This window comes from Nocardia sp. NPDC059240 (genome assembly GCF_042753865.1).
In the GTDB taxonomy this organism is placed as follows: Bacteria; Actinomycetota; Actinomycetes; order Mycobacteriales; family Mycobacteriaceae; genus Nocardia.
Genome location: NZ_JBHZAC010000003.1, coordinates 848,318 through 874,912, shown reverse-complemented (window position 1 = coordinate 874,912; position 26,595 = coordinate 848,318). Strand labels below are relative to the sequence as shown.

The window sequence follows — 26,595 nt, the reverse complement described above, 5'->3', positions numbered from 1 at the left end:
CGCGGTTCAGCAGCTCTTCGGGATGGTGGCGGCGCTGACCTGGACGGTGACCGGACCGTAGTGAGCCTCGCCGTCGAAGCCGACCATGTACTGGGCGTAGATCTGGTGGGTGCCGACGACCGTCGGGGTCCAGTTCGCGGTGGCCTTACCGGTGGCGGAGGCGCTGCTGATGCCGAGGATCGGGACAACGGAGGTGAGTCGGCTGGTGCTGTTGGGGTCGGCGGGATCGGTGAAGCCGTCCACCTTCTCCGGGGCGGTCAACGTGTAGGTGCAGCCGACCTGATAGTTGGATCCGGAAACGGTGACGCTGTCGGTGGTGGTATCCGCCGCGGCGGTGCTCGCGGTGGCGGCGGCGACCGCAGCCCCCAAAGCGACGAGCCCCAATGCGCGAGTGGTGAAAGCCATTGTCGGCCTCTCGATCTGCTTATCTCGACAAGTTTTTGAAACGCTAACGTTTCCATCTCTTGGTGGCAACGAGTATCAGCGGATCAGTGTGGCGAGTTCGACTCGGAGGCGGTCGAGCTCGCCGCTTCCGGTGGTGGGGAACCGCAGGATGGGGATGTCGTAGGCGGCGCAGATGGCGTTCTTGATGGCGTCCAGGGTGAGTTGGTGTGGATTGTTCTCATGGTGTTTGAAGCCGTCGACCTCGATCACGCACAGGCGCTGTTTCGTGATGCGGTTGTACAGATCGAAATCCACTGAGGTGGAACGGGACTGGGCGAACTGCCGTTGTCGCTGATCGAGCCGGTCGGTGTCGGGCAGGAGATGCTTGATGTGGACCTGCTCGTTGTACCAGAATCCTTGGAAGTCGTTCTCGCTCAGCACCTGCTCCAGGGCGGCTCGCATGATGTTCTCAGAGGGGTGCTCCGACTCCTCCCGCACGTGACGTGCGAGCGTTCGCAGCACCACGGCGTAGTCCTTGTACAGCAGATCGAAGATCGATACGACAGGGCTGTCGAAGAATTCTTTGTCCGGGAACTGGTAGCGGATGTAGCCGATCAGGTCGCGCAGGTTCCGACTCTTCGGCAGCATGTCGTGGTGGGTGACCAGGATGAAGCGCTTCCGTGCACGGGACACGGCCACATTGATCAGTTCCGGGGCATCGGCGAATCTCAGTGCCCTGTCGAGGCCCGGCCTATTGTCCAGCACCGTGGTCATGATGATCGCTTCCTTCTCCCGGCCCTGAAACTTGTGGACGGTATCGGACTCGATACTCGAGATCAGGGCGTCGGTGACCCGGTCTGCCTGCGGCCGGTATGGCGTGGTGACACCGACCTGATCCGCGGGGAACTCAGCGCAGTACTGCGGCAGGACGTTCTGCCGGATGATATCGATCTCGCGCTGATTGATTCGTCCGCCGGACTTTCCTGTTCGTTCGTCGAGCCAGCGCATGTGGTCACCGGGTGGTGTCCGTACCACGACCATGGACTGGTAGCCCGGGGTAGTGCGAGTGAACGGAACGAGGTTGTCCTGGTAGAACTTCTGGTTGCAGAAGCCGATGATGGCAGGGTTGGAACGGTAGTGTTCGCGCAGCAGGACGCGAGGCAGCGCGGTTCCGTAGATGTCGGTCAGCGACGACAGAATGCTCTGCCGCAGATAGTCGTAGGCGGGGTGGGGTGCGGGTCCGGTGGCCGACTCCGGAATATTGACAACGGGCTGCAACTGCCGCAGATCGCCGACGACGATCAGGTTGCGGCAGCGTGCCAGTGCAGCGGCCGCGGCGACCAGATCGACCTGCGAGGCCTCATCGATAATGAGGTAATCGACGAGTCGCCCTGTGCCGATGCTGTTTTCGAGCGAATGGCAGGTGCTCAGGATGACGGGGTAATCGCGGGTGAAGTCCTGCCAGTACTTCCGATATCGGGAATCGTACAATCGGGTAGCGCGTCCCGCGTAGCGCTGACGCATGCTCTCGACGAGCCAGACCACCGAGAGCTGTCGTTGCTGGGCAACGAGGTCGTCGAAATTCGATCCGTCCAACGACTTTCGTGCCTGCGCGATCTTGCGCTCGAGTTCGGCGATCCTGGCGTCGTAGTAGAGCTGGTGCAGCCGGAACACGATATCGATATCTTGTGCGTCCGCATGGCGCATGGCGCGGTACTTGAAGTACTTGCTGAGTCGGTTCACTACACCCGCGATTCCCTTGACCCGCGCCAACTCCGGATCGGTATCGGCGATGAACGCGAGAATCTTGGCCGGCCGCCACCGTAGTACCGGTAGATTTTCCTGGTCGGGCAGTTCGTGCCGATCCAGGTAGGCGCGAAAGTGCACGCGCTCCAACTCGTAGGCGGCGTGCTCGGTGTAGAGGTCCGCGAGGTCGCGTTCGGTTTCCCGCAGGCGCAGCAGCCGCTGATCTCGCGCGGTCATCTCCTCTGCGCGCGGCAGCGCCACCGGGGTCGTCGAGCTCAGCTGCTCGACAACCAGATTCCGGGCCGGTTGCTCCTGGAAGAACTTGTCCTTCTTGTCCTTCTTGCCGAGATTCGCAGTGGCATAACCGAATCCAGCTTGGACGAGTTTGGTGTACACATTGTCCACGGCGGCATTGTTCGAGGAGACAACCGCCACTGTTTTGGTGCCATCGACGATGATATTGGCGATCAGATTGAGAATGGTCTGTGTCTTGCCGGTGCCGGGCGGCCCGTCGATCACCGAAATCGGGTGGCGCAGTGAATTGTCGATGGCGGCTCGCTGGCTGAGATTCGTGTCGAAGGGGTACAGAGGTGGCGACGCTGGACGCTCGACCTGCTCGATCGGTGATCGATGGAGATAGCGATGCAGGGCGCTGTCCGGATGAACGAACAACGGCCGCTCGTGTGTCTCACGGAGCGCACGCCCCTCCTCTGGTAGCTGCGCCGCGATACCGCGCCAATATGCCAGTATCCGGGCGACCTGCGGCTGCTGTGCCCCGAGCTGCACGACCTCTATCCGGTCCCCGTGATACGCCGAAAAGTCGCGACCATCGCCGGGGAAGATATGCCACCAGTCCTGACCCATCTCACAGAACCGGTAAGCCGCGGTCAGATCGTCGCGAGGTCTGCCATCGACCAGGATGCGCTGCTGCGGGCCGAGGGCGACGGATTGCGGATGCTGCAGAACGAGCACCCGCCTGTGGCCGTAGGGAAATGTACTGCCTTGATGAAAGGTGACATTCATGCGAGCCGCCGTGGCCTGCACGTCCGCTACCTCCGCCGTACGGTCTTGGTACGGCCCGTCCGCAGGATTTCTGATCAGTACGGCCAGCTGACGTGGATCAACCATCGGAGCCCCCTCTCGATTGCCGGAATGTCAAGGTTACCGCGAGGAAAAGTGTTGTGTCGCAGTACTTCTGATCGCTAGTGGCCACTCAGAGCGAAACGCACGTAACCGAGATGGGACAGGTGCTTTCGATGCCTGATCGCCTCTGCGATCCGCTGATCAAGGGCGGCCAGTTCGGAGGGGGCGTTCTGTAGTGCCAGGAGGCGTCCGGCGAACTCCTGCCGCTTGTTCGCGGCGTCCTTGGTTGCAGAAGCTGGTCGGTGCTCAGTTCAGTAGAGCACCGGGCACCGACACCTGGGTTCGAATCGCGATCTTGGTAGTTGTTGGTGGACAAGCTTTTCGGATCAAACGGCATGAGATTCTCAAGCGGCATGATTCGGTCTTGATGCATCATTTGTGGCCTCATGAGAGTCACCGTGTGCGACGATTCCGAGTCATGACCGCCACCTGCTGGGAGCCACTTCCGTTGAGTAACAAGCCCGTTCGGGAGATTCTGTACTCCGGCAACGGCAAGGATGGCGACTTGACAATCAGCTACGCCGACGGAAGCACGGGCACGGTCGGCGGCCAGCATGTGTCCATCAGCTGTATCGGTCCCGTCCAACTCACTGTTGAGAGCCTCGACGACCTGAACTTGGCGATCCGCCTCGTCGGCGCGGGGCTTACGATTTCCTCCGGCCGGATCGTCAACCACTACACCCGTGACGACGCGCTTGCCGCCGAGTTTCGTGACGACCTGGGGCGGTGGGTTGAAGGCGGTTGTCGCGATCTCGGCATCGTGACACCGGTCGAACTCGAGTTGGCCATCGGCGAGTGAGTTCTATCCACTCGGGAGGTTGGACTCCGGGCTCTGACGTGGTCATGACGCTAGGCTGACGGCATGAGCGAGGCGATCGATTGGTCATGGCTGCGTACCTCGATCCCGGTCATCGACATGGCCATGTACCTGGGTATGCCCGAAGATATCGCTCGCACCGTGGAGATTCGCGACGGCATGATCGTGCATTGCGAGTCGCCGTCGCCGAATCATGTCGCTATCGGTGACAACATCAAAGGGGCACTGCGCGACGCGGTTTCCAAGCGGCCGGGTGACGCGCCTTGCCTGCGAGCCAGTGGCGAGCTGGACATGCTGGTCGCCGAGGTCCCCTTCCATTACAAGCGGCCGGACGCGATCGTGTACCGCTGTATCGATGAGCCGCGAGGCAAGTGGAAGACCAAGCCGACGGCAGCGGACACGCTGCTTGTCGTCGAGGTGGTATCGCCGAATACGGTGACCGCGGACCTGGTCGAGAAGCGTGCGGAGTACGCCCGGCTGAGCATCCCCTATTACTGGATCGTGCGCATGGTCCAGGATGACGGCCCCGCGGCGTCGATCGAAATGTTGCGACTTACTGCCGACGGGACCTATGTCCGAGAGAACATGTCGTTGCGTGCGCGCGGTGATGCGGTGGCCATCGATGCCTCGGACCCGCTCGATGTGACCGTCAGCTGGAATCAGCTCGATCTCGGTTTGGACTGATCGGCCTCGGCTGTCCGGTGGCGGGGGCGTTCGCCTCGCGCCGGCGGCCAGGAGAGGCCGATTTCGCCCAGCATCAGGCGCCTAGGGCTGACCTCGGGTCAGCAGGTCTTCGGGGTGGTGGCGGCGGTGACTTGGACGACGACCGGGCCGTAGTGGCCGGAGGCGTCGTTGATCATGGGGAAGCCGAGCATGTAGTCGGCGTAGATCTGGTGGGTGCCGACGACCGTGGGGGTCCAGTTCGCGGTGGCTCTTCCGGTGGCGGAGGCGGTGCTGCTTCCGAGGAACGGGATGCTCGGGTTGGTGAGTCGGCTGGTGCTGTTGGGGTCCGTCGGGTCGGTGAAGCCGTAGATCTTCGACGGGGCGGACAGGGTGTAGGTGCAGCCGACCTGGTAGTTGGATCCGGAGACGGTGACGCTGTCGGTGGTGGTGTCCGCGGTAGCGGTGGTTCCGGTGGCGGCGACAGCGGCGACCGCGGCCCCCAACGCGGCGAGCCCCAGAGCGCGGGTGGTGAAAGCCATTGTCGGCCTCTCGTTCTGCATACGTCGACAAGTTTGTGAAACGCTAACGTTTCTACGTCGCCGCAGCAATGAAACGCGATCGATTGGCCGAAACGATCGCGCCCGGGTGCTACGTCGCCGATGTCGCCGATGTCGACGGCAATCGCCTCGAATTCGTCCACCAGGCCCGGTGGACGAGGTAGGAAACATACGTGGGATTCGGTACTCGGGGTGGGAGCTGCCCTGGATCCGGCGGTGGCCAGTAGGCTCGGGGGTGGCCACGGTGATTTGCCGAGCCGCTCGAGGCCTCTCTGCGGTCCTGTTTTCGACTCGCGATGCCGCCCGAATCTCTCGGAGAGGCGAATGTGGCAACTATCGAAGGCGAAGCGACTGACCAGGATTCAGTGGTGGAACCGGTGGAACTCGACGACGTCGCACCGGAGGACGCCGTAGCAGAGGAAGCTGCGCAGGATGACTCCGCGCAGGACGACGCCGCCGACGGCGGGGTCTGGGACGAGAGCGATTCTCCGGCGCTGCGCAAAGCGCGTAAGGAAGCCGAGCTCACCGCGGGCGGAGACTCGACCCGGGCGTATCTGAAGCAGATCGGCCGGGTGCCGTTGTTGTCCGCGGCCGAGGAGGTCGATCTGGCGATCCGGATCGAGGTCGGCCTGTACGCGGGGGAGAAGTTGCGGGCCGAATCGGCGTCGCCGACGGGGCTCACCGTCGCACGCCGCCGGGACCTGTCCTGGATCGAGCGGGACGGTATCCGGGCCAAAGATCATCTGCTGGAGGCGAATCTGCGCCTGGTGGTGTCGATCGCCAAGCGCTACACCGGCCGTGGCATGGCCTTCCTGGACCTGATCCAGGAGGGCAATCTGGGTTTGGTGCGCGCGGTCGAGAAGTTCGACTACAGCAAGGGATTCAAGTTCTCGACGTATGCCACCTGGTGGATCCGGCAGGCGATCACCCGGGCCATGGCCGATCAGGCCCGCACCATCCGTATCCCGGTGCACATGGTCGAGATCATCAACAAGCTCGGTCGGGTGCAGCGTGAGCTGCTGCAGGAGCTGGGCCGCGAGGCCACGCCGGAGGAGCTCGCCAAGGAATTGGACATCACCCCGGCGAAGGTCCTCGAGATCCGCCAGATCGCCCGCGAGCCGATCTCACTGGATCAGACGATCGGCGACGAGGGCGACAGCCAATTCGGCGATTTCATCGAGGACTCCGAGGCGATCATCGCCGTCGAGGCGGTGGCCTTCACCCTGCTGCAGGAGCAGCTGCGGGCGGTACTGGCCACTCTCACCGAGCGCGAGGCCGGTGTCATGTATCTGCGCTACGGGCTGGGCGACGGCCAGCCGCGCACCCTCGACGACATCGGCAAGGTCTACGGCGTCACCCGCGAGCGGATTCGCCAGATCGAGTCGAAGACGATGTCGAAGCTGCGCCACCCGTCGCGCTCCCAGTCCCTGCAGGGCTACCTCGAATAACCGGCGCCGAAATCGGTTTGAAGCTCGGTCCCTCTGCGTGATACGAAATGTCGCCGGACAGAGGGGGAAATCGTGTACAGGCGAACAATATTCGTGGCTGCGATGGTGGCTTGCGTCGCATTGGTGGTCGGCGGGTGTGATTCGCATTCCGGCACACCGGTCGCGGCGACCGGTTCGCCGACGGCGACCACCACACCGGTCCCGACGAAAACGACTACACCGCCCACGACCTCGCGCGACGGCAGGCCCATGGCGAATACACCCACCCAGTTCGGCGGGCACACCCTGGATCTGTCGACATCGCAGACGCTGGTGGTGTCGATGTACAAGCTCGGTGACGACAATGTGCTGTCGTTCGGTGAGCTGACCTTCGTGCGTTCGGTGTGGGGTTCCGGCTCGGTCGGTCGCGGTTATCACGAGACCGGGGGTTACGGCAGTGCACCGATCGCACCGGACGCTGTGATCAGCTGCGACGAGCCACAATGCGCAGTGACCTACGATGACGCCACGAGCTACGCATTCACGCCGGTGACGGCGGCGGTGTTCGGGGCGAACGCCCGCAAGAAGGACGGGCTGGACGACGGAGTCGATGCTGTCATCCGCGTCAAGGACGGGCGGATCGTCGAGTTGCGCCAATTCGCCACGCTGGCAGCCAGGTCCGATCCGGCACTCGAGCCGGATGCCGCGCCGGTGTCGGTCGATCCGATCGTCGACCTGCAATTCGGCGCGGATGATGTGGTGACTTATACGGACGTCCTGTACCGCGATCACCTGGTGCCGGGGAACGTCTCCGGTAGTGACCCCAACGGTGTGGAACGGACGGCGCCGATCGACCCGGCCGTTCTCATCATGTGCCACAACGAAATCGGCCCGATCGCCAATGGCTGGAATGCGAGCCGGGTGCCGGTGGCCGCCTCGCTGGCCAATGTCCGGAAGCTGACCAAGAGCCTGCCGGTCTACATGCGCGCGATCATGCGGATGCGCGACGGCAAGGTGGTCGATATCTGGCAGCAGTACGTCGATTGACCGGGGACCGCGACGGCGCTGTCGGGTCTCGCGCGGGGTCAGCGCAGGACGGTCACCGAGGCCGGGGTCTGGTCGCTCAGGTCCGCTTCGGGGAGCAGCATGTGCCCGGCGAATCCGAGGGTCAGCATGCCGATGATGAACGCGGTCGCGATGCGGTAGTTGATGCGACGCGGCTGCTGCACGGTGAAATATCCGAAATTGCGATCGGCGAACTGAATTTGGTTGTTCATGATTCTCCATTCGAGGTGCGGCTCGCGTGAACGGGTGTTGCCCGTGCCGGGGGCCGCGGTTGATCTCGAGCATGAATCTATCGCGTGAGCTGGGCGAAAGCGAGGCGTCGGACCTGGCGCGGAGTGCTGCGGCGCACATCGAAAGCCGTGCTGCATCGCGGTTTTCGTGTCATTGAACCGATGGCCGGTCACGGACCGGTATCGCGTTAGGCGAATCCCACGAAGGGACAGCCCTTTTTGAGAGACGGGGGTTACATATGCGGTCGGGAAATAGCCGTGGTTATATGCGCCACACCGGTGCCGGTCAGTTCTTCGGGCCGCGTAATCGTGCCCGCACCACCTCGCGATTGACGGCCGCGACCGCGGTCAGCGGAATGCTCTCCGGGCAGACCGCGGCGCACTCGCCGTAGCTCGAGCACGGCCCGAACTCCTCCTCCATCTGCCCGGCCAGGTTGCGAGCACGGCGGCTGCGTTCCTGTTTGCCGCGCGTCACCGTCCCCAGGTGCAGCAGTTTGGCTCCGGCATAGAGGTGCGCCGCGCCATTGGGGCAGGCGGCCACGCACGCGCCGCAACCGATACAGGCCGCGAAGTCCAGGGCGTATTCGGCGTCGTCGTGGGGGAGGGGTTCGGCGTCGGCGTCGGCGGCGGTGCCCGCGTCCACGGCGATATGCCCGCCCGCCTCGATCAGCCGGTCCAGGGCCGAGCGGTCCACCACCAGGTCGCGCACCACCGGGTAGGCGGCCGAGCGGAACGGTTCCATGCGCACGCGCGCGCCGTCGGTGAACGAGCGCACGTGCTGGCGGCAGGACGGGGTGTTGGGCAGCGGGCCGTGCGGTCGGCCGTCCACGGTGATTCCGCAAGAGCCGCAGACCCCTTCGCGGCAGTCGGAGTCGAAGGCGATCGGGTCGCGGCCCGCCGCCACCAGGCTGTCGTTGAGCCGGTCGAGAAGTTCCAGCAGCGACATCTCCGGGGTGGCGTCCTCGACGACGTAGTCCTCGTAGCCGCCGGACGCGGCCGTGTCGGCCTGCCGCCAGATCTGCAACGTCAGCCTCATACGTAGTTCCTCGTCTGTAGCGGGACGGCGGCGAACGTCAGCGGCTCGTCGTGGCGGATCTGCGGGCCGTCGGGCCGGTACTCCCACGCGGAGACGAAGGCCCAATTCGCGTCGTCGCGGCGCGCCTCGCCGTCGCGGGTCTGGTGTTCGACGCGGAAATGCGCGCCGCAGGACTCGTCGCGATCGAGCGCGTCCAGGCACATGAGCCGGGCCAGACCGAGGAAATCGGCGACGCGACCGGCCTTTTCGAGTTCCTGATTGAACTGCTCACCGGTGCCTGCGACCCGCAGATCGGACCAGAATTCGGCGGTCAGCTTGTCGATCGCGGCAATGGTGTCGGTCAGCCCCTGCGCCGAACGCGACACCCCGCACCCGGCGTAGAGCAGCTCGCCCAGCCGTCGATGGAAGCGGTCCGGGCCTTGCGAGCCGCCGACCGCCAGCAGCGCCCCGACCCGGCCCTCGACCTCGGAAACCGTCGCCGTCACCGCGGGATCGTCGGCGGCCAGCGGCGCGGTACCGAGTTGTCCCGCCAGATAATTCGGCACGGCGTAGGGCAGCGTGAACCAGCCGTCGACACAGGCCGACAGCAGCGAGTTCGCACCCAGCCGGTTGGCTCCGTGATAACCCCAGCTCGCCTCACCTGCCACGAAAAGCCCCGGGATGGAGGTCATCTGGTCGAAATCACTCCACAGCCCGCCCATCGAGAAGTGCGCGCCGGGCGCGATCCGCATGGGCGTCCGGTAGGGATCCTCGCCGGTGGCGTCGCGGTACATCGAGAAGAGGTTGCCGTAGCGTTCGGCGATGGTGTCGCGGCCCAGCCGGGCCAACGCGTCACGGAAGTCCAGGTAGACGCTGTTGTGCAGCGGGCCCACCCCGTGCCCGGCGTCGATCCGATTGCGGGCGGCGCGGGAGGACACGTCGCGCGGCGAGAGATTGCCATAGGACGGGTACATGCGCTCGAGGTAGTAGTCGCGCTCGCCCTCGGGGATATCGCCCGGGTCGCGGTCGTCACCGGCCTTGGCGGGCACCCAGATTCGGCCGTCGTTGCGCAGGGATTCGCTCATCAGAATGGTTTTCGACTGCCACTCCGAGTTCACCGGCAGCGCGGTCGGATGGAACTGGATGAAGGCGGGCGAGGCGAACAACGCGCCCCGCATGTGCGCCCGCCAGGTCGCGGTGGCGTTCGAATTGCGGGCCAGCGTGGAGCGATAGAAGACGTTGCCGTAGCCGCCGGTCGCCAGCACCACCGCGTGCCCGGTGGTGGCGGTGACCGCGCCGGTGACCAGATCCCGCGCCACGATGCCGCGCGCGCGGCCGTCGGAGACGATGAGATCGAGCATCTCGCTGCGGGTGTGCAGCTTCACCGTGCCCGCGTGCACCTGCCGCAGCAGCGCCTGACTGCCCGCGACCTGCAACTGCTGACCGGTCTGGCCGCGCGTGTAATAGGTGCGCGAAACCTGCACGCCGCCGAAGGATCGGGTCGAGAGGCTGCCGCCGTACTCGCGCGCGAAGGGCGCGCCGATGGCGTTCATGTGATCGATCACCCGCGCCGATTCGGCGGCCAGCCGGAAGCAATCCGCCTCGCGGGCACGGAAATCCCCGCCCTTGACGGTGTCCTTCACGAAACGCTCGACACTGTCGTTGTCGACCTTGCGGGCGCGGGCGGCATTGATACCGCCCTGCGCGGCCACACTGTGCGCGCGGCGGGGCGCATCGTGAAAGGTGAAACATTCGACGTGGAAACCGAGTTCGCCCAGCGCCGCGGCACAGCCCGCGCCGGCCAGGCCGGTGCCCACCACGATCACGGTGAACTTGCGCCGATTGAGCGGGCTGACGAGCCGATAGTCCAGGCAGCGCTGCTGCCAGGCGCGGGCCGGATCGCCCTCGGGGACACCGCCGGTGATCGGATCGCCGATCGTGCGCAGATCGGCCAACGGGTCGAGCATCATGACACCACTCCGATCCACACCGCGACGGGAATCGTCATATTGCCGATCATCACCGCCAGCGCGAGCAGGCCGCCGAGCGCGACACAGACCTGGCGCGTGCGTTGCCCGGTGATGCCGAGATCATTGACCGCCGTCCACAATCCGTGCGCCAGATGCGCGCCGAGCAGGGCCATGGCCAGGAGATAGAACACCGCGACGACGGGGCGGTCGAAGCTGGCGACCAGATTGGCGTAGGCGTGACTGGTGGTGCGGGTGGCGTCGGTGAACGACGTGCTGGCGAACGGTCGCGCGCCGACGGTCAGATCCAGGATGTGGAAGACGATGAACAGCAACAACACCAGACCGGTGACCAACATGGTCCGGGCCGTGAACGAGCGCAGTCCCGTCATGCCCTTGCGCCGGAACTTCCCCCGGGCCGCATGCGCCCGCCGGGTCAGCAGCACCGCCGACCCGACATGGGCGAGCAGGCAACCCAGCAGCACCACCCGGAAGATCCACAGCGCGCCCTCGTAGGGCAGGAAGGGCTGCAGCAGCGTGCGCAGCCAGTGCGCGTACTCGTCGAAGTGTTCGGCGCCCAGGTAGACCTTCAGATTGCCGACCATGTGGACCAGGACGAACAACGCGAAAATCACCCCGGTAACGGCCATGATCAGCTTCAAGGTGATGGAGGACGGTCGGACCCGCCACTCCCATCGGGGTAGGGCGGCGGCGGGCCCGCGGGCCACCTCGTGGCCCCCGTCGGCGGTTTCGACGATCTCGGCAGCATGCGTCATCGCATCCGAACCTCCTCGAATTCAGAAGGTACCGCCGCACTCCCGGGCAGTGCGGCAACCACACGGCAACAGTAAGGTCTCCGGCGGTTTCGCCCGACCGGCGCTTTAATTGTCTGAGACGGTCTAGTCTGGGGTGATGGAAAGTCTTGTGACCGTGCTGTCGCGGATGGCGGGCGGCGCGCACCGAGCCGTGTTCGATCGGACGAACGGTCAAGTGCTGGGCGGGATTCCGGGGACCAAGGTGGTGCGGCTGACCACGATTGGGCGCAAGACCGGGCAGCCACGGGTGACCATGCTCAGTACGCCGCTGCCGGTCGGGGAACGGGTGGTGCTGATCGCGTCCTTCGGCGGGGAGCCCCGGCATCCGCAGTGGTATCGGAATCTGTGTGCAGATCCGCATGTCACGGTGAATATCTCCGGCACCGAACGCCGGATGGTCGCGCGCACAGCGGATTCGGCGGAGCGCGCCGGACTGTGGCGGCAGATTGTTTGCCGTGCGCCGAACTATGCGCTGTACCAGCTGCGCACCGCACGCGAGATTCCGGTGATCATCCTGGAAAACGATTCCACCACTTAGCAATTCGCGGACCGGGGGACGGCGGGGGACGGGGTCTGGCAAGGTTGCGGGCATGGGATCGATTTCGGGGGTCCCGGATGAGGAGTCGTTCGGGGAGCGGCTGCGGCTGTGGCGCAAGATTCGCCACGTCAGTCAGGCCGAACTCGCGGAGCGGGTAGGGGTCAGCACGCGGGTGCTGTCGATGGTGGAGGCGGGGCGGGCCGAGCCGGAGCGGGAACTGGTGCTGCGGGTGACCGATGTCCTGGACCTGGGACTACCGGATCGCAATCAACTGCTGCGGGCGGCGGGGTTCGCGCCGGCGTATCCCGATGTGACCGTGCACGATCCGCGCTGGGCGCCGTTCACCGGGGCGATGGATCGGCTGCTGCGGGCGCACGAACCGTTCCCGGCGCTGGTGCTCGACGCCTACGGGACGGTGATCGCCGCCAATCAGGGGTGCGCGGCCCTTTTCGGGCGGGATCCCGTGGGCAGCAACATGATCGAGCGCTACATCGTGGAGAGCACGGCCCCGGAGACCGAGTCCGACTGGCTGGAGGTGGCCTGGGCCGCCCGCGCCCGGCTGCGCACCCAACTCGCCCGCTCACCCTCCGACGAGCGGCTGCCCGGGCTGATCGGGCGCCTCGACGCCATGCTCGCCGGGCTGCCGGCCCCGCACCGCGACCCCGGCGACCTGGTCGCGTGCTCCACCTTCCGGCGCGGGGCCCGGCTGATCCGGACCGGTCTGCTGGCGGCCCACTTCGACGCCGCGCACGACATCACGCTCGAGGAATTGCGGATCGAACTGTTCTATCCGCTCGACGCGGACTCCGAGGAATTCTTCCGCACGCGCTGATGCTCGGTCGCTCGGACCGATGCCGATGGTGCCGATGCTTTTCCGCTCGCGCTGCCCCGCGGGTGCGAAGATCGGCGGCGGTGCCCGACTCCTCCGCGCGGACGCGGTATGCGGCTTATGCTCGGGTTGGTAAGGCTCGTTGTCGTATCGGGGTCGCTGTGGGGCAGATCGATCCGTTTTCTACGCGCCGCGATGTGACCTCGGGGTTCGTCGCGGAATTGGCCGCGGCCGGATTCGGGGAGGCCGTCGAGATCGGCCGGGGCGGGTTCGGGGTCGTGTACCGATGCTTTCAGCCCGCCCTCGAGCGGACCGTCGCCATCAAGGTGCTGACCGCGGATCTCGAGTCCGATGCGCTGGAACGATTCGTGCGTGAGCAGTTGGCCATGGGCAAGCTGTGCGGGCACCCGAACATCGTGACCGTGTACGAGGCGGGGTCGACCGATACCGGGCGGCCGTTCATCGTGATGCCGTATCACTCGCAGGGGTCTCTCGACGCGCGGATCCAGCAGCGCGGGATCGTGGAGTGGCAGGAACTGCTGCACTACGGGGTGAAGTTGGCGGGCGCGCTGGAGACCGCGCACCGGCGGGGACTGCTGCACCGGGATGTGAAGCCGGGCAACATCCTGCTCACCGAATACGGCGAACCGCAGCTGGCCGACTTCGGGATCGCCCGGCTGACAGGCGGTTTCGAGACCGCGGCGGGAACGGTCGCCGGGTCGCCCGCCTACACCGCGCCCGAGGTGCTGCAGGGGCAGACACCCGATGTGACGGCCGACGTCTACGGGCTGGCCGCCACCCTGTTCTGCGCCGGGACCGGGCACGCGGTATTCGAGCGGCGCAGTGGCGAACAGTTGATCGCGCAGTTCGTGCGGATCACCAAGCACCCGTTGCCCGATCTCGGGGACGCGGGATTGCCGCCGGAACTGACCGGGGTGATCGAGGCCGCCATGGCGCGGGAACGCACCGAGCGGCCCAAGTCGGCCGCGGAATTCGGGGCGGCGCTGCGGGAGATCCAAGAGCGGCAGGGACTCTCGCCGGACGAGATGGCGATTCCGCTACCCGCCCTGGAGTCGGACGGCACGGCGGCCGAGTCGGGGCGGATCACGCCATCCGGATTCACCCCGCCCGGATTCACCCCGTCGGGTCATACGCCGACCTCGAGCCGTCGCCGGGCCGGACGCACCACCACCGCGACCCCGCCGGTACCGGCCACCCGGCTGCGCCCGCCCACCCTCTCCCGGGCTCTCGTGCCGCGTCCGCGCCTGCTCGACGCCCTGCACTCCGCCGGTGACTGCCGGCTCGCGGTCGTGCACGGCCCCACCGGTTTCGGTAAGACCACCCTCGCCGCGCAGTGGTGCACGGCGGTCACGGCGGCGGGCGATTCGGTGGCCTGGCTGACCGTCGACAGTGACGACGACAATGTGGTGTGGTTCCTCTCGCATCTGATCGAGGCCATTCGTAAGGCCCGCCCCGCCCTGGCCCGCGAACTCGGGCAGCTGCTCGAGGAGCACGGCGACGCCGCCGGACGGTTCGTGCTGACCTCGCTGATCAATGACATCGACCGGCGCGGTGAGCAATTGACGGTGGTCATCGACGACTGGCATCGCGTCGCCGCCCCCGACACCCAGGCGGCGCTGCGCTTCCTCATCGAGAGTTGCAGTCCGGCGCTGCGCATCCTGGTGACCAGCCGGCGTCAGACCGGGCTGCCCATGAGCTCCATGCGCGCCCGCGGCGAGCTGGTGGAAATCGACACCGCCGCACTGCGTTTCACCGCCGCGGAAGCCTACGAGCTGCTCGTCGAGCTGGACGGGCTGGACCTGGACCGCGGCGATGTGGAAGATCTCACCGAATCGACCGGTGGCTGGGCGGCCGCGCTGCAATTGGCGGCATTGTCGTTGCGCGGCAGTGAGGATCCGGGGCAGTTGATCGGGCAGCTCACCGGCCGCCATCACGCCATCGGGAAATTCCTGGCCGAGAACGTGCTGGAAGCCCTCGAACCGGGCGTGCTCGAGTTCATGGTGGCGACCGCGCTGACCGAACGGACCTGCGGCGAGCTGGCGAGCGCCCTCACCGGTGTCGCGGACGGGCAGGCGCTGCTGGAACAGATCGAACAGCAGGATCTGTTCCTGCGTCGCCTCGATGGCGGGCAGTGGTTCCAATACCACCAGCTGTTCCAGGATTTCCTGCGGCAAAGGCTCGAATACGGTCGCCCCGAACAGATCGAGGCCCTGCATCGCACCGCCTCGCAATGGTTCGCCGAGCACCGGCACGTGAGCGAGGCCGTCGATCACGCGCTGCTCGCCGGGGACGAGCAGCGGGCCGTGGAGATCGTGGAAAGCGACGGCATGTCGCTGCTCGAGTACGGGCAGATGGCCAGCCTCATCGGGCTGGTCAACAAGCTGCCGCCCGCGGTGATCGAGACCCACCCGCGGCTGCAACTGGATCTGGCGTGGGCGAATATCCTGCTGCATCGGGCCGGGCCCGCCGAACGCGCACTGGCCCTGGCGGAATCGACCCTCGACGACCTGGACCCGCATGCGCGGGATCTGCTGCGCGCCGAGGCGGGCGTGGTGCACGCGGTGGTGACCGTGCGCGCGGATGTGCTGACCGGCGTGGAGGAATGGCTGACCCCGTGCTTCCTCCTCGCCGAGGAACTGTCCCCGTATGTGGTGGCCATCGGCGCGAATGTGGCCAGTCTTGCGGCCGGGTACCGCTACGACTTCGACGAGGCGGTCCGCATCCAGGAGTGGTCGGCCCCGTACATGCGCCGGAACAAGGGGTTCTACAACAACATTCACGGCCTCTGCTTTCTCGGCCTGGCCGCCAGTCTGCAACTCGACATTCCGCGCGCGGAGGAGTACTTCCGGGGCGCGCTCAAGATCGCCAAGCAGTCCGGCGGCAGTCACTCCTACGGTGCGCGGCTGGCCGGATCGCTGCTGGGTGAACTGCTGTATGAGCGTGGCGAACTCGCCGAGGCCGAACGGCTGCTCGACGACGGCTACAAGCTCGGCCCCGACGCGGGTGTCGTCGATTTCAAGCTGGCCCGCTATGTGGTCGGCGCCCGCGTGAAGGCGCTGCGCGGCGACCGGGCCGCCGCCATCCGCCGCCTGAACGAGGGTGCGCGCGTGGCCCTCTCGATGTCGCTGCCCCGCCTGCGCGCCGAGGTCGAGAACGAGCGCCTGCGCCTGGGCCTGCCCCCGCACCCCGAATTCGGCCCGCTCCCGGTCGTCGACCACGACCACCGCCGCGTCCCCACCGACGAGATCGACGAAATCACGGTCCTCTACGAGGAATTTACCGCCATCCGCCTGCTGCTCGCCGAACCCGACCCCGTCGGCCGCGAACTCGCCCGTGCCTGGGCCCAGGAATGGGTCGACCTGCTCGAATCGGTCCACCGCCCCCGAGAACTCCTCAAGGCCCGCCGCCTCCTGGTCGCCTGCCTGGCCGCCACCGACCACCCCGACGAAGCCAAATCCCTCCTCGCCACCGTCCTCGCCCAATGCGCCGAACACGATTCGGTCCGCTACATCCTCGACGGCGGCCCCCACGTGGTAGCCACCCTCGCCGCCCTCCACACCGACCAACTCGCAGGCCACTGGCAACCGGATTGGCCGGAGGTCCCACCCGCCTTCCTCCAAGCCCTGGTCGAAGCCCATGCCGCCCAAACCATCTGAGACCGTGCACATGACCCGCCAAATCCAGTCGGGCGGAATGTCCGATGTGCCCGGATTGTTGGGGGCGGCATCGGGGCGGGCATCTTCAGTACAGTGGGCGCGCTGGATATCGAGGTGGACAGGGATTACGGGTGACTGAACCGCAACACGAGGCGCATGAGCGGGCCAGCTGGGCGGAGTTGTTCTTCGATCTGGTGCTGGTCTTCGCGGTGACGCAGGCGGCGCATGTGGCGTTCGCGGGGCAGAGTTGGGGCGCGGTCGGGCAGACGGTGCTGCTGCTGGGGATCATGTGGTGGTCGTGGGTGGGGACCACGTTGTCGGTGCACGGGGTGGAGGATTCGAACCGGCAGCGGTTGTTCCTGTTCGCTTGTGGGCTGTGCATGTTCGTGGTCGCGATTACCGCGCCGCACGCGTTCACCGGGCACGCGCAGCCGTTGCTGCTGGCCATCGCGCATCTGGTGTTGCGGGTGATGCTGTGGGTGGAGATGCAGCGCAAGCGGGCGTTCTCGCAGGCGGGCGCGTTCGCCAACTGGTTCAATCCGTTCACCGTCACCGTTGTCGCGGCGGTGATCCTGGTGGTGGCCGCGCTGGTGCCGGCGGGCGGGTTGCGCAACGGGCTGTGGATCGTCGCGGTGCTGCTGGCCTTCGGGGGTCCGGCCCTGCTGGCGCGGCGACTGCAGACGGTCCAGTTCGGGGCGACGCATCTGCCCGAACGCTTCGCCACCTTCGTCATCATCGCGCTCGGCGAGACCGTCGCCTCGGTGGGATCCGAAGCGGCAGAGGCCCATTTGGGCGTGGTGGCCTGGATCGCGGTGGTACTGATCTTCCTGCTCGGCTGCGGCCTGTGGTGGCTGTACTTCGCCTACGGCTTCTCCGCGGTCGAACATTCCCTGCGCACCAATCAGATCCGCGGCACCGTGGTGCGGGATGTGCTCAGCTACGGACATCTCCTGCTGGTCATCGGCCTGGTGCTGGTGGCGGTCGGCGCGCGCACCATGGTCGAGCATCCGACCGCGGTCGCGCACGGCGCGGCCGGATACCTACTGCCCCTGGGCGCGACCCTGTTCGTCACGACCTTCCTGTTCACCCGCTGGCGCATGTTCGGCGCGGCCACCCTCGGCCGGCTGATCACCGCCCTGGTGCTGGCCGCCCTCACCCTCGCCACCCCGCTACTGCCACAGATCACCGTGCTGGCCCTGACCACCGCGATCCTGGCCGGTCTCAACATCTTCGAGCACTGGATCGTCTCGACCGGCCGCCCACTCCTGCTGCTGCGGAACCCGTTGCGGGCGCGCTAGCCCACCGGCACGATGGTGGCGACGATGGTCTGGATCTGATCGTCGTGGATCACGAAGGTTTCGGTGATGTCCACGGTCACCAATCGCACGCCGGCGAAGCCGGAGTCGAGGAGGTAGCGGGTGGTCACGGTGTCACCGTCCTCGCTGATCTGGAGGTCGTGGATGCGCTGGATGACCGAGTACTGCACGCCGTGGTCGAGGTCGTTGGTGAGTTGTGGTCCGGAGTAACCGGTTTGCAGGCCCGCCTCGACCCGGGTCGCGTCGGGTGCGAACGGGACGTTCGAGGCGTCATGGCTGACCAGCGCGTAGATGTAGGAGGCCGCGATCTCGGCATGGCGGGTCCGGAGTGGCTGTGCGTCCGCGGTGGCGATTCCGGTCGTCGAGCCGAGGGTCGCGGCCGCCGCCACCGACAGAACTGCAACGTGTCCTAATTTCATCCGCTGATGCTGGCTCGAGCACCGCTGCCGCGCAACCGATTCCGCAAATCCGCGATCCGATCGCGCACGGTCGGACGAACGGGCTCGGCACCGACCCACTCCGCGAGCTCGGCGATCACCACCGGATCCACATGCTGCGCAACCAGATACCCGGCCGGGGTGGACGGGCCGGTCCCCCGGAAGAACATGTGGTCATCGGCGGGATGGACGCGCACGGTGACATCGGCTCCAGCCAGCCCTGCCTCCCACAGCGGCAGATCCTCCTCGGCCGTGACCTGATAATCGCGGCCACCCTGCACGAGCAGGATCGGCCGGTTCAGGGTGGCGGCGGTGGCGACCTGGTCGTAGTCGCGCAGATCCAGCCAGTAGGAGGCGGGCCAGCCGAACAGCAACTCGGTGGCAGGGGTGTGCGCCGACAGCGCGGGACTCTCGGTGCACGCGACCTGTTTCCGGGTGGCGGCCAGGATGTCGGTCAGATCCTCCTCCGGCTGCACCGCCGCGATGTGGTGCAGGGCGCGCAGGATGGACCGGGTCAGCGGAATGGTGTCCCCGGCCAGAATGATCACCCCGGCGATGCCCGGGTCCGCGGCCGCGATGCGCGGTGCCGCCTTACCGCCGCCGCTGTGCCCGGCCACGAACACCCGCGCCGGATCGACACCGGGCTCCCGCCGCAGCAACTCGACCGCCGCGAGCGCGTGCGGAAGGTATTCGTCGACCATGGTGAAGCCCGGGGCGGATTCGGATCCGCCGTGCGTGTGGCTCAGTTTGTCGAAGCGCACCACCGCCACACCGCGCGCGGCCAGCCCCCAGGCGAGGTCCTTGAACGGCTTGTTCGGGCCGACGGTGACATCGCGATCGGCGGGTCCCGAGGCGACGAGCACGACGGCGGGCCGCGGGCCGCGGCCCTTGGGCAGCGTCAGCGTGCCCGAGACCGCGGTGGCACCCGAACCCAGGCTGATCTCCCGTTCGGTGAACAGCCGGGGCGAGGCGTAATCCGGTGCGGTCCAGCCGGATTCGGCGGGCGCCGCCAGCCGCAGCCCGTGCAGCAGGCCGGCGGCGTCGACGGCCAGGTGTACCGCCAGACCGCCGCTCTCGCAGGTCACGAGCACCTGCGTTTTGGTCAGTCCGTCGTCGGAGGGTTCGACCACGGGCGTGCCGAGCTCGCGCACCGCCCCGATCTTGGCGATCTCCCCGGTCCAGCCGACGCGCACGGTCTCGGCGGACACCACCGCCGCCATCCGGGGCGCGAACAGGGTCGCGAGTTCGTCGAAGCGTTCGTCGCGGAGCAGCTCGGCGACGGTGGTGGCCACGGTCGCGGGGTTCTTGTCGGTGGTGGAGTCGTGGTGAACGGTCATGCCGCCGAACCTTTCTCAATCAGTGCAATCATTCTTACTATTGAGAACGTTAGCAGGATATGAGAAAGTCGGGAAGTGGAAACTTTCGAGCTGCTGGCACATCCGGCGCGGCTGCGCATCGTGCACGCACTGCGCGGCGACCGCACCCTCACCACCGGCGAACTGTGCGCCCGCCTGCCCGACACCTCGAAGGCGACCGTGTACCGCCACGTCGACGCCTTGACCGCCGCCGGAATCCTGGAGGTGGCCGAGGAGCGCCGGGTGCGCGGTGCGGTGGAACGCCTCTACCGATTGCGGCAGGACCGCGCGGCCATCCCGGCCGAGGCTGCCGCCGCCCTCCCCGCCGACGGCTACCGCTCGGTCTTCGCCATGGCCATGGCCGTGCTGGTCGCCGAATTCGACGCCTACCTCGCCGGTGGGAATGCCGACCCGGCAGCCGATCTCGTCGGCTTCCGGCAACATGCCCTGTGGCTGAACCGCGAAGAACTCGAGCAGCTCATCACCGATCTGCGTGCGGTCATCGTGCCGCGCCTGGACAATCAGCCCGCTCCGGGGCGTGACCAATACCTGTTGAGCCCCATCCATTTTCCGATCGAGCGGGCGAGCACCGAATAGCCCGGGTCATCGTTACGGTGGGTAAAGAATTCGGTGAGGAGTGAGCATGTCGAACGAACGGGCGGATCTGCTGATCCGGGCGGGTGTCATCCACACGCTGGTGCCGGGGCAGGGCCCGCAGCGGGCGCTGGCGGTGCGCGGGGACCGCATCGCGGCCGTGTCGGAAGATCCGAACGGGTTGGACGACTGGGTAACCGGCGACACCGTGGTCCTCGACCACCCGGACGCGACCGTGCTGCCCGCCTTCGACGACACCCACACCCACCTGATCATCGCCGCCAACAGCGCCCACGACGTGCCCGTGCACACCGCCCGCGACATCCCGGAACTGCTGGAGTTGATTCGCGAACGCGCCCGACAGACCCCGCCGGGGCAGTGGATCCGCACCACCGCGAACTGGCAGGAGATCAACCTGCCCGAACGGCGCTTCCCGACCGCGCGGGAACTGGACTCGGCCACCGACAAGCATCCGGTGCTGCTCATGCGCGGCGGCCACAACATCGTGGTCAACAGCGCCGCACTGGAATTGGCCGGAATCACCGCCGCGACCCCGAATCCGGCGGGCGGCCACATCGGGCGCGACGCCGACGGCGCACTCAACGGCTGGCTGCAGGACAATGCCATCCCCTTGGTGGCGCGGCTGCTCCCGGCCGCCACCGCGGCCCAGCGGATCGACGGATTTCGCACCGCCACACAGGATTACGCGGCTAAAGGCATCGGGGCGGTGCGTGACGCCATGGTCCCGGTCGGGGATCTTCCGGTGCTGCAGGCCGCCCTCGACGCTGGAGCATTGCGGGTTCGAGTGCGAGTCATGGCTTCCGCCTTGGGATTACAGACCGTCGACGCCGTCGAGGAACTGCTGGACCGGCTCGAGGAATGGCGTTACCTGCCCGGCCCGTGGCTGTCGGTGTGGGGTGTGAAGTTCGGGCTCGACGGCGGCATCGAGGCCGGGGCCACCCGCGAGCCCTACGCCTGCGACCACGCCTTCCACGGCTACCTCACCTGGGAGCCGGAGGTGCTGGTGGAAGCCATGGACCGAGTCCTGCGGCGCGGCTGGCGGATCGGGACGCACGCCTACGGAGACCGCGCGGTGGAGCGACTCCTCGATGTCTACGCCGCACTGCGGACCCGCCACCCGGAACTGCCGGCCGGAACGCTGGTCATGGAACACGGCGGCCTCGCCGACGACGAATTGCGCGCCCGCGCCGTGGCAATGGGCATTCCCGTCACCATCCAGCAGCCACTGCTGCACGATGTCGCCCGGATCGAGGACACCTACTGGGGTCCGGAACGGGTCGACCGATTGTTCCCCGCGCGCGGCTGGATCGATCGCGGCGCACTGGTGACCGGCGGCTCCGACTACCCGGTCGGCGCCTACGGCGCGATGCGCTCGGTCTGGGGCATGGTGACCCGCGAAACCGTCACCGGCGTCCGCGGCCCCGAACACGCCATCACCGCCGCCGAGGCCATCACCCTGCACACCACGAATGCCGTTGCCCTGCTGGGCGAGTCCGATACCCGCGGCCTCCTCGCGCCCGGCCGCCTGGCCGACCTGACCCTGTGGCCCCTCGACCCCACCACCGCGCCCGCGCGGCAGCTCCAGGACCTGCAACCCACGCACACGGTGATCGGCGGCCGTCTGATCCACGGCGAGGTCCAGCCTCCCGGATCGATTGCTGTTTGATTGCTACTCTGCCCGGATGGGTGCAGATCAGCGGGTTTTCGAAGCGCGGCCACCCGGGCGTCGATGACGATCCGGGGGAGCCGGGAGGGTGCGGAGATCGTCACCGCATTCCTGGCGGCGCTCATCGCGGGACTGTCGCTGATGGTGCCCATCGACTTCGCGTGGACCTCGCGCAGCTCGCAGTTGCGGCTGGATCTGCTGGTTTTCAGTCTGCCGCAGGCGATTGCGGCGGGAGCGCTGGTCGCCGTGGTCGCGGCGGTGCTCGCGACCGCGCTGGGCGGGCAGAGTCTGCGCTGGGGTGTCGCGCTGGGTGGGGCGGCACTGCTGTTCGTGAACCATCTGCTCGGACGGCACGCCGTGCTCGGCACCTCGCTGGCGACCCTGAACTTCCTGGACTCGATCGCGGGCGGTCTGATCTTCGGCGGTTCCGGCGCGGCGGTGCTGTCACGCTCCCGCATCGAATCCCGCTACTCCTGGGCGGCATTGGCCTGGCTGCTCGGGGCCATCGCCGGGGTGGTGCTGCAGGCGTACGTGCCCGAAACCCGCTCCCGGATGGTCGATCAGCACTTCCCGCAGAACTGGCCCGCCCTCGACTCGCCCCCGCTGTGGCTGGTCACCGTGGCCCTGGTGCTGATCGGCTGGCGGTTCCTGCGGGAGCCGGGCACGCAACCGGCCGAAGCGCTTTCGATCCAGCTGCCCATCGTGCCGATCATCGCGGGCGCGTTCGTGATCGGGGTGAGCCTGTTCGGGTCCGGCATCCTGGCCCGCCACGGCGACAGCTGGCGCGATATCGCGGTGGCGACCGGGGCGACCGCGGTGGCAGCCCTGCTCGCTGCGCTCCTGCTGCCCGACCGCGACGGCAGCCAGGTGCTGCTGGCGGTGGGCCTGGCGGGCACGGGCAGCGTGGTGCTGGCCAACCGGATCCCGGGCTGGTCGCTGCCGCTGTTGTTGGCGCTGGTCGCGGTCGGCCTGCTGGCCGGAACCCGCTGGCCCGCAGTGCGGATCGCGGCGGTCGGCACCATCGGACTGTCGGCGTATTCGGTGCTGGTGGTCGCGGCCGGGCACCCCGCGGTCCTGACCGGCCTCGGACACGGCCTGCTCGCGGTGCTGGCGGGCTACTGTTTCGGCGCGGTCACCCCGCGCTACGGCTCCACCCGCGTGCTCGGCATCGCGCTGGTCTACGTGCCGTCCCCGGTGCTCGCGCTGCGCGACTACGCCCGGCGCGGCCACTGCCTGCTGACCGATCCCGGAAAGCCCTGCGTCATCGACGATTTCAAATCCTTCGCACCGGGCTGGACGGCGACCGCCCTGGCGGCGGCATGCGCGGTGGGCCTGTGGGTGCTGCTGCGCCGCCGCCCCGAGGACGATCCCGTGACCTGAGCCCGACCCGCCTGGGTACCGTGGCGGACATGAACTCGCTGCTGCACCGGATATTGGATATCGCCCCGATCTGGGTGTACCTCGTCGTCACCCTGCTGGTGTTCGTCGAGGACGCGATCTTCGTCGGCTTCGTGATCCCCGGCGAGACCGCGGCGGTGCTCGGCGGCGTGGCCGCCAGCCAGGGGCACGTGGTGCTCGGCGTGATGATCGTGCTGGTGGTGGCCGCCGCGATCCTCGGCGACAGTGTCGGTTACGAGGTCGGCAAGCACGTCGGCCCACGGCTGCTGCAGATCAAACTGCTCGACCGCCACCGCGGCCGCCTCGACAAGGCCCAGGACTATCTGGCCCGCCGCGGCGGCTGGGCGGTGTTCCTGGGCCGCTTCACCGCCTTCTTCCGCGCCATGATGCCCGCCCTCGCCGGCACCTCGCGGATGCCCTACCGGCGCTTCCTGATCTTCAACGCGGCCGGTGGAATCGTCTGGGGCACAACGTTCGTGGTGCTCGGATTCGTGGCGGGGCAGTCTTACGAGGCGGTGGCCAAGACCGTCGGCCGCGACCTGGCCATCGCGGTCGCGGCCGTGGTAATCCTGGGCCTGATCATCTGGAAGCTGCGCGAGCGGCGCCGCGAACGCGGCATCGAGGCCGAATACGAAGCCACCCACGAAGCCACCCAGGAGGGCTAGACCAGGGCCGGTTCCCGGCTCGGCTCGCGCTCGGGTTGCGGCCCTTCGAGATTCAGTGCCGGCAGCACCCGGTCCAGGCCGCGCGGCAGCCACCAGGCCCGGCGACCCAGCAGCGCCAGCACCGCCGGGACCAGCGTGAGCCGCACCGCGAACGCGTCCACCAGCACCCCCACCGCCAGCGCGAAGGCGATCGGCTTGATCAGCGCGTCGTCGGTGGGCACGAAGGATGCGAAGACCACCACCATGATGGTCGCCGCCGCCGTCACCACCCGGGCATTGTGCCGGGTGCCCTCGATGATCGAGGATTGCGCGTCACCGATGTGCAGCCACTGTTCGCGAATCCCGGACACCAGGAACACCTGGTAGTCCATGGCCAGCCCGAACAGCACGCCCACCAGGATGATCGGCAGGAAGCTCACCACCGGACCGACCTTGGTGACACCGAAAAGGTCAGCGGCCCAACCCCATTGGAACACCGCCACCGTCGTTCCCAGCGCTGCCGCGACCGACAGCAGGAAGCTCAGAGCCGCCTTCACCGGCACCGCGATCGAACGGAAAACCACGACCAGCAGCACCAGGCTCAACCCGACCACAATCGCCAGGAACGGCAGCAGCGACGACGAAAGCCGTTGCGAGACATCGATGGTGACCGCGGTGTCGCCGGTGACGGCCACCTGTGCACCCGGGACCGCCGCCGGGACACGGTCGCGCAGCGCGTGCACGAGATCGGCGGTCTGCTGCGACTCGGGCGCACTCGACGGGACCACCAGGATCAGCGACTGCCCCGCTTGCCGGGTCGGCTGCGGCGCGGCGACGTAGGCGACATCGGGCAGCTTGCGCGCCGTGTCGGCGACCGTCGCGGCGGCGTGGGTATCACCATCCGGCGCGTCAACGACCACCACCAGCGGGCCGTTGAAACCGGGCCCGAACTTCGCCGCAATGGTGTCGTACGCCTGCCGCTGACCGGACGACGTGGCGGCGGAACCATTGTCGGGCAAGGCTGTTCGTAGCGACGCGACGGGCAGGGCCAGTAGGATCAGCGCCCCGGCCACGGCCACCACGGTGACCAGCGGTCGCGCCGTGACCAGCCGCGCCCACCGCGCACCCATGCTCTCCCGGCGCGTGGTGGTGTCGCCTGCGGGTGAAGGGGTACCGCCTGCATGCCCGGCGGTGCTATTCGGTCGCAGGGCGGTGTCGTCTGGGTGCAGGGCGGAGTCGTCCGTGCCCGCGGTGATCCGGCGATGCGTGCGCGAGCCGGGGCGCGGAGTCAGACGGCCACCGGCGAATCCGGCCAGCGCGGGCAGCAGGGTGAGTGCCACCGCCACCGCGACCAGCACCGCACCCGAGGCGGCCAGGCCCATCACGGTCAGGAAGGGAATGCCGATCACGCTCAGTGCGGCCAGCGCGATGATCACCGTGGTGCCCGCGAAAACCACTGCGCTGCCCGCGGTTTCATTGGCGCGGCGCACCGATTCCCGTGGTGGGAGTCCCGCCGCGAGCTGCGAGCGGTGCCGCGACAGGATGAACAGGGCGTAGTCGATTCCCACCGCGAGGCCCAGCATGAGCGCCAGCGTCAGCGCGGTTGAGGAGATCGGCACCACCGCCGCCAGCCCCAGCATCCCGCCGACCGTGACGGCGATACCGAAAACCGCTGAGAGAATGGGCATTCCGGCGGCCAGTAGTGAGCCGAAGGTGATCAGCAGCACCAGCACGGCCACCGCGATCCCGATCACCTCGGTGATGCCCGGGTGCATCTCACCCACCCCGTACGCGGAACCGCCGACCGAAACCTCCAGTCCGGCTTCGCGTGCCGGATCGGCCGAGCGTTCCACCGCCTCCCGCGCGGCGCTGGTGACCTTGGACCGGTCGCCGTCGAAGTGCACGACACCGATCGCGGTCCGCTGATCGGGGGACACCATGCCCGCCTGCTGCGGCGCGGTCACTCCGATCGCGCCCGGCGCGGTGCCCGCCGCCTGCAAGGTCTGCCCGATGGCCGTCTTGTAGGGCGGTTCGCTGATGAGGTGACCCGCCGGGGCGGTGAAGACGATCTGCGCATTGGCTCCCGCCGCGTCGGGCGCGGTCTGTGACAGCGAGTCCAGCGCCCGCTGGGACTCGGCCCCGGGCACGGTGAAGCGGTCGTCGAGGCGGCCGCCGGCGAGTACGGCCCCGCCCACGACGGCGATCAGCAGGACGGCCCAGATCGAGACGACCAGGCCACGGCGTCGGAAGGCGAAGTCGCCGATCCGGCCCAGCAGTGCGCTCATCGAAGA

Annotated in this window: 22 protein-coding genes and 1 pseudogene; 12 read left to right on the top strand and 11 right to left on the bottom strand. The window is 67.5% G+C overall.

Annotated features, from left to right (window positions below):
- Nucleotides 1-6: 6 nt before the first annotated feature.
- Both ACFXHA_RS14335 and ACFXHA_RS14330 read right to left on the bottom strand, forming a co-directional pair.
- The gene (locus tag ACFXHA_RS14335; protein ID WP_379356551.1) at nt 7-405 is read right to left on the bottom strand and encodes a hypothetical protein; all 399 of its coding nucleotides are present in this window, start codon (nt 403-405) and stop codon (nt 7-9) included.
- A 75-nt stretch (nt 406-480) separates the two neighbouring features.
- Nucleotides 481-3,258, bottom strand: coding sequence for an AAA domain-containing protein (locus tag ACFXHA_RS14330; protein WP_379356549.1), 2,778 nt, complete (start codon nt 3,256-3,258; stop codon nt 481-483).
- 433 nt (nt 3,259-3,691) lie between these two features.
- Between ACFXHA_RS14330 and ACFXHA_RS14325 the strand changes: the two genes are divergently transcribed.
- Entirely contained in the window at nt 3,692-4,072 is a 381-nt protein-coding gene (locus tag ACFXHA_RS14325; protein WP_379356547.1) for a hypothetical protein, read from the top strand.
- 63 nt (nt 4,073-4,135) lie between these two features.
- Nucleotides 4,136-4,774: a Uma2 family endonuclease gene (locus tag ACFXHA_RS14320; RefSeq protein WP_379356545.1), complete on the top strand. Its 639-nt coding sequence runs from the start codon at nt 4,136-4,138 to the stop codon at nt 4,772-4,774.
- A 98-nt stretch (nt 4,775-4,872) separates the two neighbouring features.
- Here ACFXHA_RS14320 and ACFXHA_RS14315 read toward each other — a convergent pair whose 3' ends face one another.
- Nucleotides 4,873-5,292: a hypothetical protein gene (locus tag ACFXHA_RS14315; protein ID WP_379356543.1), complete on the bottom strand. Its 420-nt coding sequence runs from the start codon at nt 5,290-5,292 to the stop codon at nt 4,873-4,875.
- A 362-nt stretch (nt 5,293-5,654) separates the two neighbouring features.
- Here ACFXHA_RS14315 and ACFXHA_RS14310 point away from each other — a divergent pair.
- Nucleotides 5,655-6,758, top strand: a pseudogene (locus ACFXHA_RS14310) (RNA polymerase sigma factor); the annotation flags it as partial.
- On the opposite strand, the gene ACFXHA_RS14305 reads toward ACFXHA_RS14310, so the two are convergent.
- A complete protein-coding gene (locus ACFXHA_RS14305) occupies nt 6,746-7,009 on the bottom strand; it encodes a hypothetical protein (RefSeq protein ID WP_379356541.1) in 264 nt (87 codons plus the stop codon). The pseudogene ACFXHA_RS14310 and the gene ACFXHA_RS14305 sit on opposite strands and share 13 nt — an antisense overlap.
- On the opposite strand from ACFXHA_RS14305, the gene ACFXHA_RS14300 reads away from it, so the two are divergent.
- Nucleotides 7,008-7,784 (top strand): hypothetical protein, encoded by a 777-nt coding sequence (locus ACFXHA_RS14300; protein WP_379356539.1) that lies wholly within the window; start codon nt 7,008-7,010, stop codon nt 7,782-7,784. The genes ACFXHA_RS14305 and ACFXHA_RS14300 overlap by 2 nt on opposite strands.
- Nucleotides 7,785-7,822: 38 nt before the next feature.
- Here the strand turns inward: ACFXHA_RS14300 and ACFXHA_RS14295 are convergent, their stop codons facing one another.
- The 4 genes from ACFXHA_RS14295 to ACFXHA_RS14280 form a co-directional block, all read right to left on the bottom strand.
- Nucleotides 7,823-8,014 (bottom strand): hypothetical protein, encoded by a 192-nt coding sequence (locus tag ACFXHA_RS14295; protein WP_379356537.1) that lies wholly within the window; start codon nt 8,012-8,014, stop codon nt 7,823-7,825.
- A 304-nt stretch (nt 8,015-8,318) separates the two neighbouring features.
- A complete protein-coding gene (locus ACFXHA_RS14290) occupies nt 8,319-9,068 on the bottom strand; it encodes a succinate dehydrogenase/fumarate reductase iron-sulfur subunit (RefSeq protein ID WP_379356535.1) in 750 nt (249 codons plus the stop codon).
- Complete coding sequence (locus ACFXHA_RS14285) at nt 9,065-11,017, bottom strand: fumarate reductase/succinate dehydrogenase flavoprotein subunit (RefSeq protein WP_379356533.1); 1,953 nt, start codon at nt 11,015-11,017, stop codon at nt 9,065-9,067. Before ACFXHA_RS14285 ends, ACFXHA_RS14290 begins: the two co-directional genes overlap by 4 nt.
- A complete protein-coding gene (locus ACFXHA_RS14280) occupies nt 11,014-11,790 on the bottom strand; it encodes a succinate dehydrogenase cytochrome b subunit (protein ID WP_379356531.1) in 777 nt (258 codons plus the stop codon). The genes ACFXHA_RS14285 and ACFXHA_RS14280 overlap by 4 nt, the downstream gene beginning before the upstream one ends.
- 136 nt (nt 11,791-11,926) lie before the next feature.
- On the opposite strand from ACFXHA_RS14280, the gene ACFXHA_RS14275 reads away from it, so the two are divergent.
- The 4 genes from ACFXHA_RS14275 (at nt 11,927) to ACFXHA_RS14260 (ending at nt 18,171) form a co-directional block, all read left to right on the top strand.
- Complete coding sequence (locus tag ACFXHA_RS14275) at nt 11,927-12,367, top strand: nitroreductase family deazaflavin-dependent oxidoreductase (RefSeq protein ID WP_379356529.1); 441 nt, start codon at nt 11,927-11,929, stop codon at nt 12,365-12,367.
- A gap of 52 nt (nt 12,368-12,419) precedes the next feature.
- The gene (locus tag ACFXHA_RS14270; RefSeq protein ID WP_379356527.1) at nt 12,420-13,199 is read left to right on the top strand and encodes a helix-turn-helix domain-containing protein; all 780 of its coding nucleotides are present in this window, start codon (nt 12,420-12,422) and stop codon (nt 13,197-13,199) included.
- Between the two features lie 158 nt (nt 13,200-13,357).
- Entirely contained in the window at nt 13,358-16,873 is a 3,516-nt protein-coding gene (locus ACFXHA_RS14265) for a protein kinase (protein WP_379356526.1), read from the top strand.
- 131 nt (nt 16,874-17,004) lie between these two features.
- Nucleotides 17,005-18,171 carry a low temperature requirement protein A gene (locus tag ACFXHA_RS14260; RefSeq protein WP_379356524.1) on the top strand — a complete coding sequence of 389 codons (1,167 nt, stop codon included), beginning with the start codon at nt 17,005-17,007 and terminating at the stop codon, nt 18,169-18,171.
- Here ACFXHA_RS14260 and ACFXHA_RS14255 read toward each other — a convergent pair.
- Nucleotides 18,168-18,608 (bottom strand): hypothetical protein, encoded by a 441-nt coding sequence (locus ACFXHA_RS14255; RefSeq protein WP_379356522.1) that lies wholly within the window; start codon nt 18,606-18,608, stop codon nt 18,168-18,170. The genes ACFXHA_RS14260 and ACFXHA_RS14255 overlap by 4 nt on opposite strands.
- Nucleotides 18,605-19,963, bottom strand: coding sequence for a serine aminopeptidase domain-containing protein (locus ACFXHA_RS14250; RefSeq protein ID WP_379356520.1), 1,359 nt, complete (start codon nt 19,961-19,963; stop codon nt 18,605-18,607). Before ACFXHA_RS14250 ends, ACFXHA_RS14255 begins: the two co-directional genes overlap by 4 nt.
- Nucleotides 19,964-20,038: 75 nt before the next feature.
- On the opposite strand from ACFXHA_RS14250, the gene ACFXHA_RS14245 reads away from it, so the two are divergent.
- The 4 genes from ACFXHA_RS14245 (at nt 20,039) to ACFXHA_RS14230 (ending at nt 24,325) form a co-directional block, all read left to right on the top strand.
- Complete coding sequence (locus ACFXHA_RS14245) at nt 20,039-20,578, top strand: helix-turn-helix domain-containing protein (protein ID WP_379356518.1); 540 nt, start codon at nt 20,039-20,041, stop codon at nt 20,576-20,578.
- Nucleotides 20,579-20,624: 46 nt separating this feature from the next.
- Complete coding sequence (locus ACFXHA_RS14240) at nt 20,625-22,262, top strand: amidohydrolase (protein ID WP_379356516.1); 1,638 nt, start codon at nt 20,625-20,627, stop codon at nt 22,260-22,262.
- A 63-nt stretch (nt 22,263-22,325) separates the two neighbouring features.
- Nucleotides 22,326-23,642, top strand: a complete 1,317-nt coding sequence (locus ACFXHA_RS14235; RefSeq protein ID WP_379356515.1) for a hypothetical protein — start codon at nt 22,326-22,328, stop codon at nt 23,640-23,642.
- 29 nt (nt 23,643-23,671) lie between these two features.
- Nucleotides 23,672-24,325, top strand: coding sequence for a DedA family protein (locus ACFXHA_RS14230; RefSeq protein ID WP_379356513.1), 654 nt, complete (start codon nt 23,672-23,674; stop codon nt 24,323-24,325).
- Here ACFXHA_RS14230 and ACFXHA_RS14225 read toward each other — a convergent pair.
- A complete protein-coding gene (locus ACFXHA_RS14225) occupies nt 24,322-26,589 on the bottom strand; it encodes an MMPL family transporter (protein ID WP_379356511.1) in 2,268 nt (755 codons plus the stop codon). The two genes, ACFXHA_RS14230 and ACFXHA_RS14225, sit on opposite strands and share 4 nt — an antisense overlap.
- Nucleotides 26,590-26,595: the final 6 nt, after the last annotated feature.

Coding starts and splice junctions, on each gene's coding strand:
- ACFXHA_RS14335 (WP_379356551.1), bottom strand. CDS start 405: ATGGCTTTCACCACTCGCGCATTGGGGCTCGTCGCTTTGGGGGCTGCG.
- ACFXHA_RS14330 (WP_379356549.1), bottom strand. CDS start 3,258: ATGGTTGATCCACGTCAGCTGGCCGTACTGATCAGAAATCCTGCGGAC.
- ACFXHA_RS14325 (WP_379356547.1), top strand. CDS start 3,692: ATGACCGCCACCTGCTGGGAGCCACTTCCGTTGAGTAACAAGCCCGTT.
- ACFXHA_RS14320 (WP_379356545.1), top strand. CDS start 4,136: ATGAGCGAGGCGATCGATTGGTCATGGCTGCGTACCTCGATCCCGGTC.
- ACFXHA_RS14315 (WP_379356543.1), bottom strand. CDS start 5,292: ATGGCTTTCACCACCCGCGCTCTGGGGCTCGCCGCGTTGGGGGCCGCG.
- ACFXHA_RS14300 (WP_379356539.1), top strand. CDS start 7,008: ATGGCGAATACACCCACCCAGTTCGGCGGGCACACCCTGGATCTGTCG.
- ACFXHA_RS14305 (WP_379356541.1), bottom strand. CDS start 7,009: ATGGGCCTGCCGTCGCGCGAGGTCGTGGGCGGTGTAGTCGTTTTCGTC.
- ACFXHA_RS14295 (WP_379356537.1), bottom strand. CDS start 8,014: ATGAACAACCAAATTCAGTTCGCCGATCGCAATTTCGGATATTTCACC.
- ACFXHA_RS14290 (WP_379356535.1), bottom strand. CDS start 9,068: ATGAGGCTGACGTTGCAGATCTGGCGGCAGGCCGACACGGCCGCGTCC.
- ACFXHA_RS14285 (WP_379356533.1), bottom strand. CDS start 11,017: ATGATGCTCGACCCGTTGGCCGATCTGCGCACGATCGGCGATCCGATC.
- ACFXHA_RS14280 (WP_379356531.1), bottom strand. CDS start 11,790: ATGACGCATGCTGCCGAGATCGTCGAAACCGCCGACGGGGGCCACGAG.
- ACFXHA_RS14275 (WP_379356529.1), top strand. CDS start 11,927: ATGGAAAGTCTTGTGACCGTGCTGTCGCGGATGGCGGGCGGCGCGCAC.
- ACFXHA_RS14270 (WP_379356527.1), top strand. CDS start 12,420: ATGGGATCGATTTCGGGGGTCCCGGATGAGGAGTCGTTCGGGGAGCGG.
- ACFXHA_RS14255 (WP_379356522.1), bottom strand. CDS start 18,608: ATGAAATTAGGACACGTTGCAGTTCTGTCGGTGGCGGCGGCCGCGACC.
- ACFXHA_RS14250 (WP_379356520.1), bottom strand. CDS start 19,963: ATGACCGTTCACCACGACTCCACCACCGACAAGAACCCCGCGACCGTG.
- ACFXHA_RS14240 (WP_379356516.1), top strand. CDS start 20,625: ATGTCGAACGAACGGGCGGATCTGCTGATCCGGGCGGGTGTCATCCAC.
- ACFXHA_RS14235 (WP_379356515.1), top strand. CDS start 22,326: ATGACGATCCGGGGGAGCCGGGAGGGTGCGGAGATCGTCACCGCATTC.
- ACFXHA_RS14230 (WP_379356513.1), top strand. CDS start 23,672: ATGAACTCGCTGCTGCACCGGATATTGGATATCGCCCCGATCTGGGTG.
- ACFXHA_RS14225 (WP_379356511.1), bottom strand. CDS start 26,589: ATGAGCGCACTGCTGGGCCGGATCGGCGACTTCGCCTTCCGACGCCGT.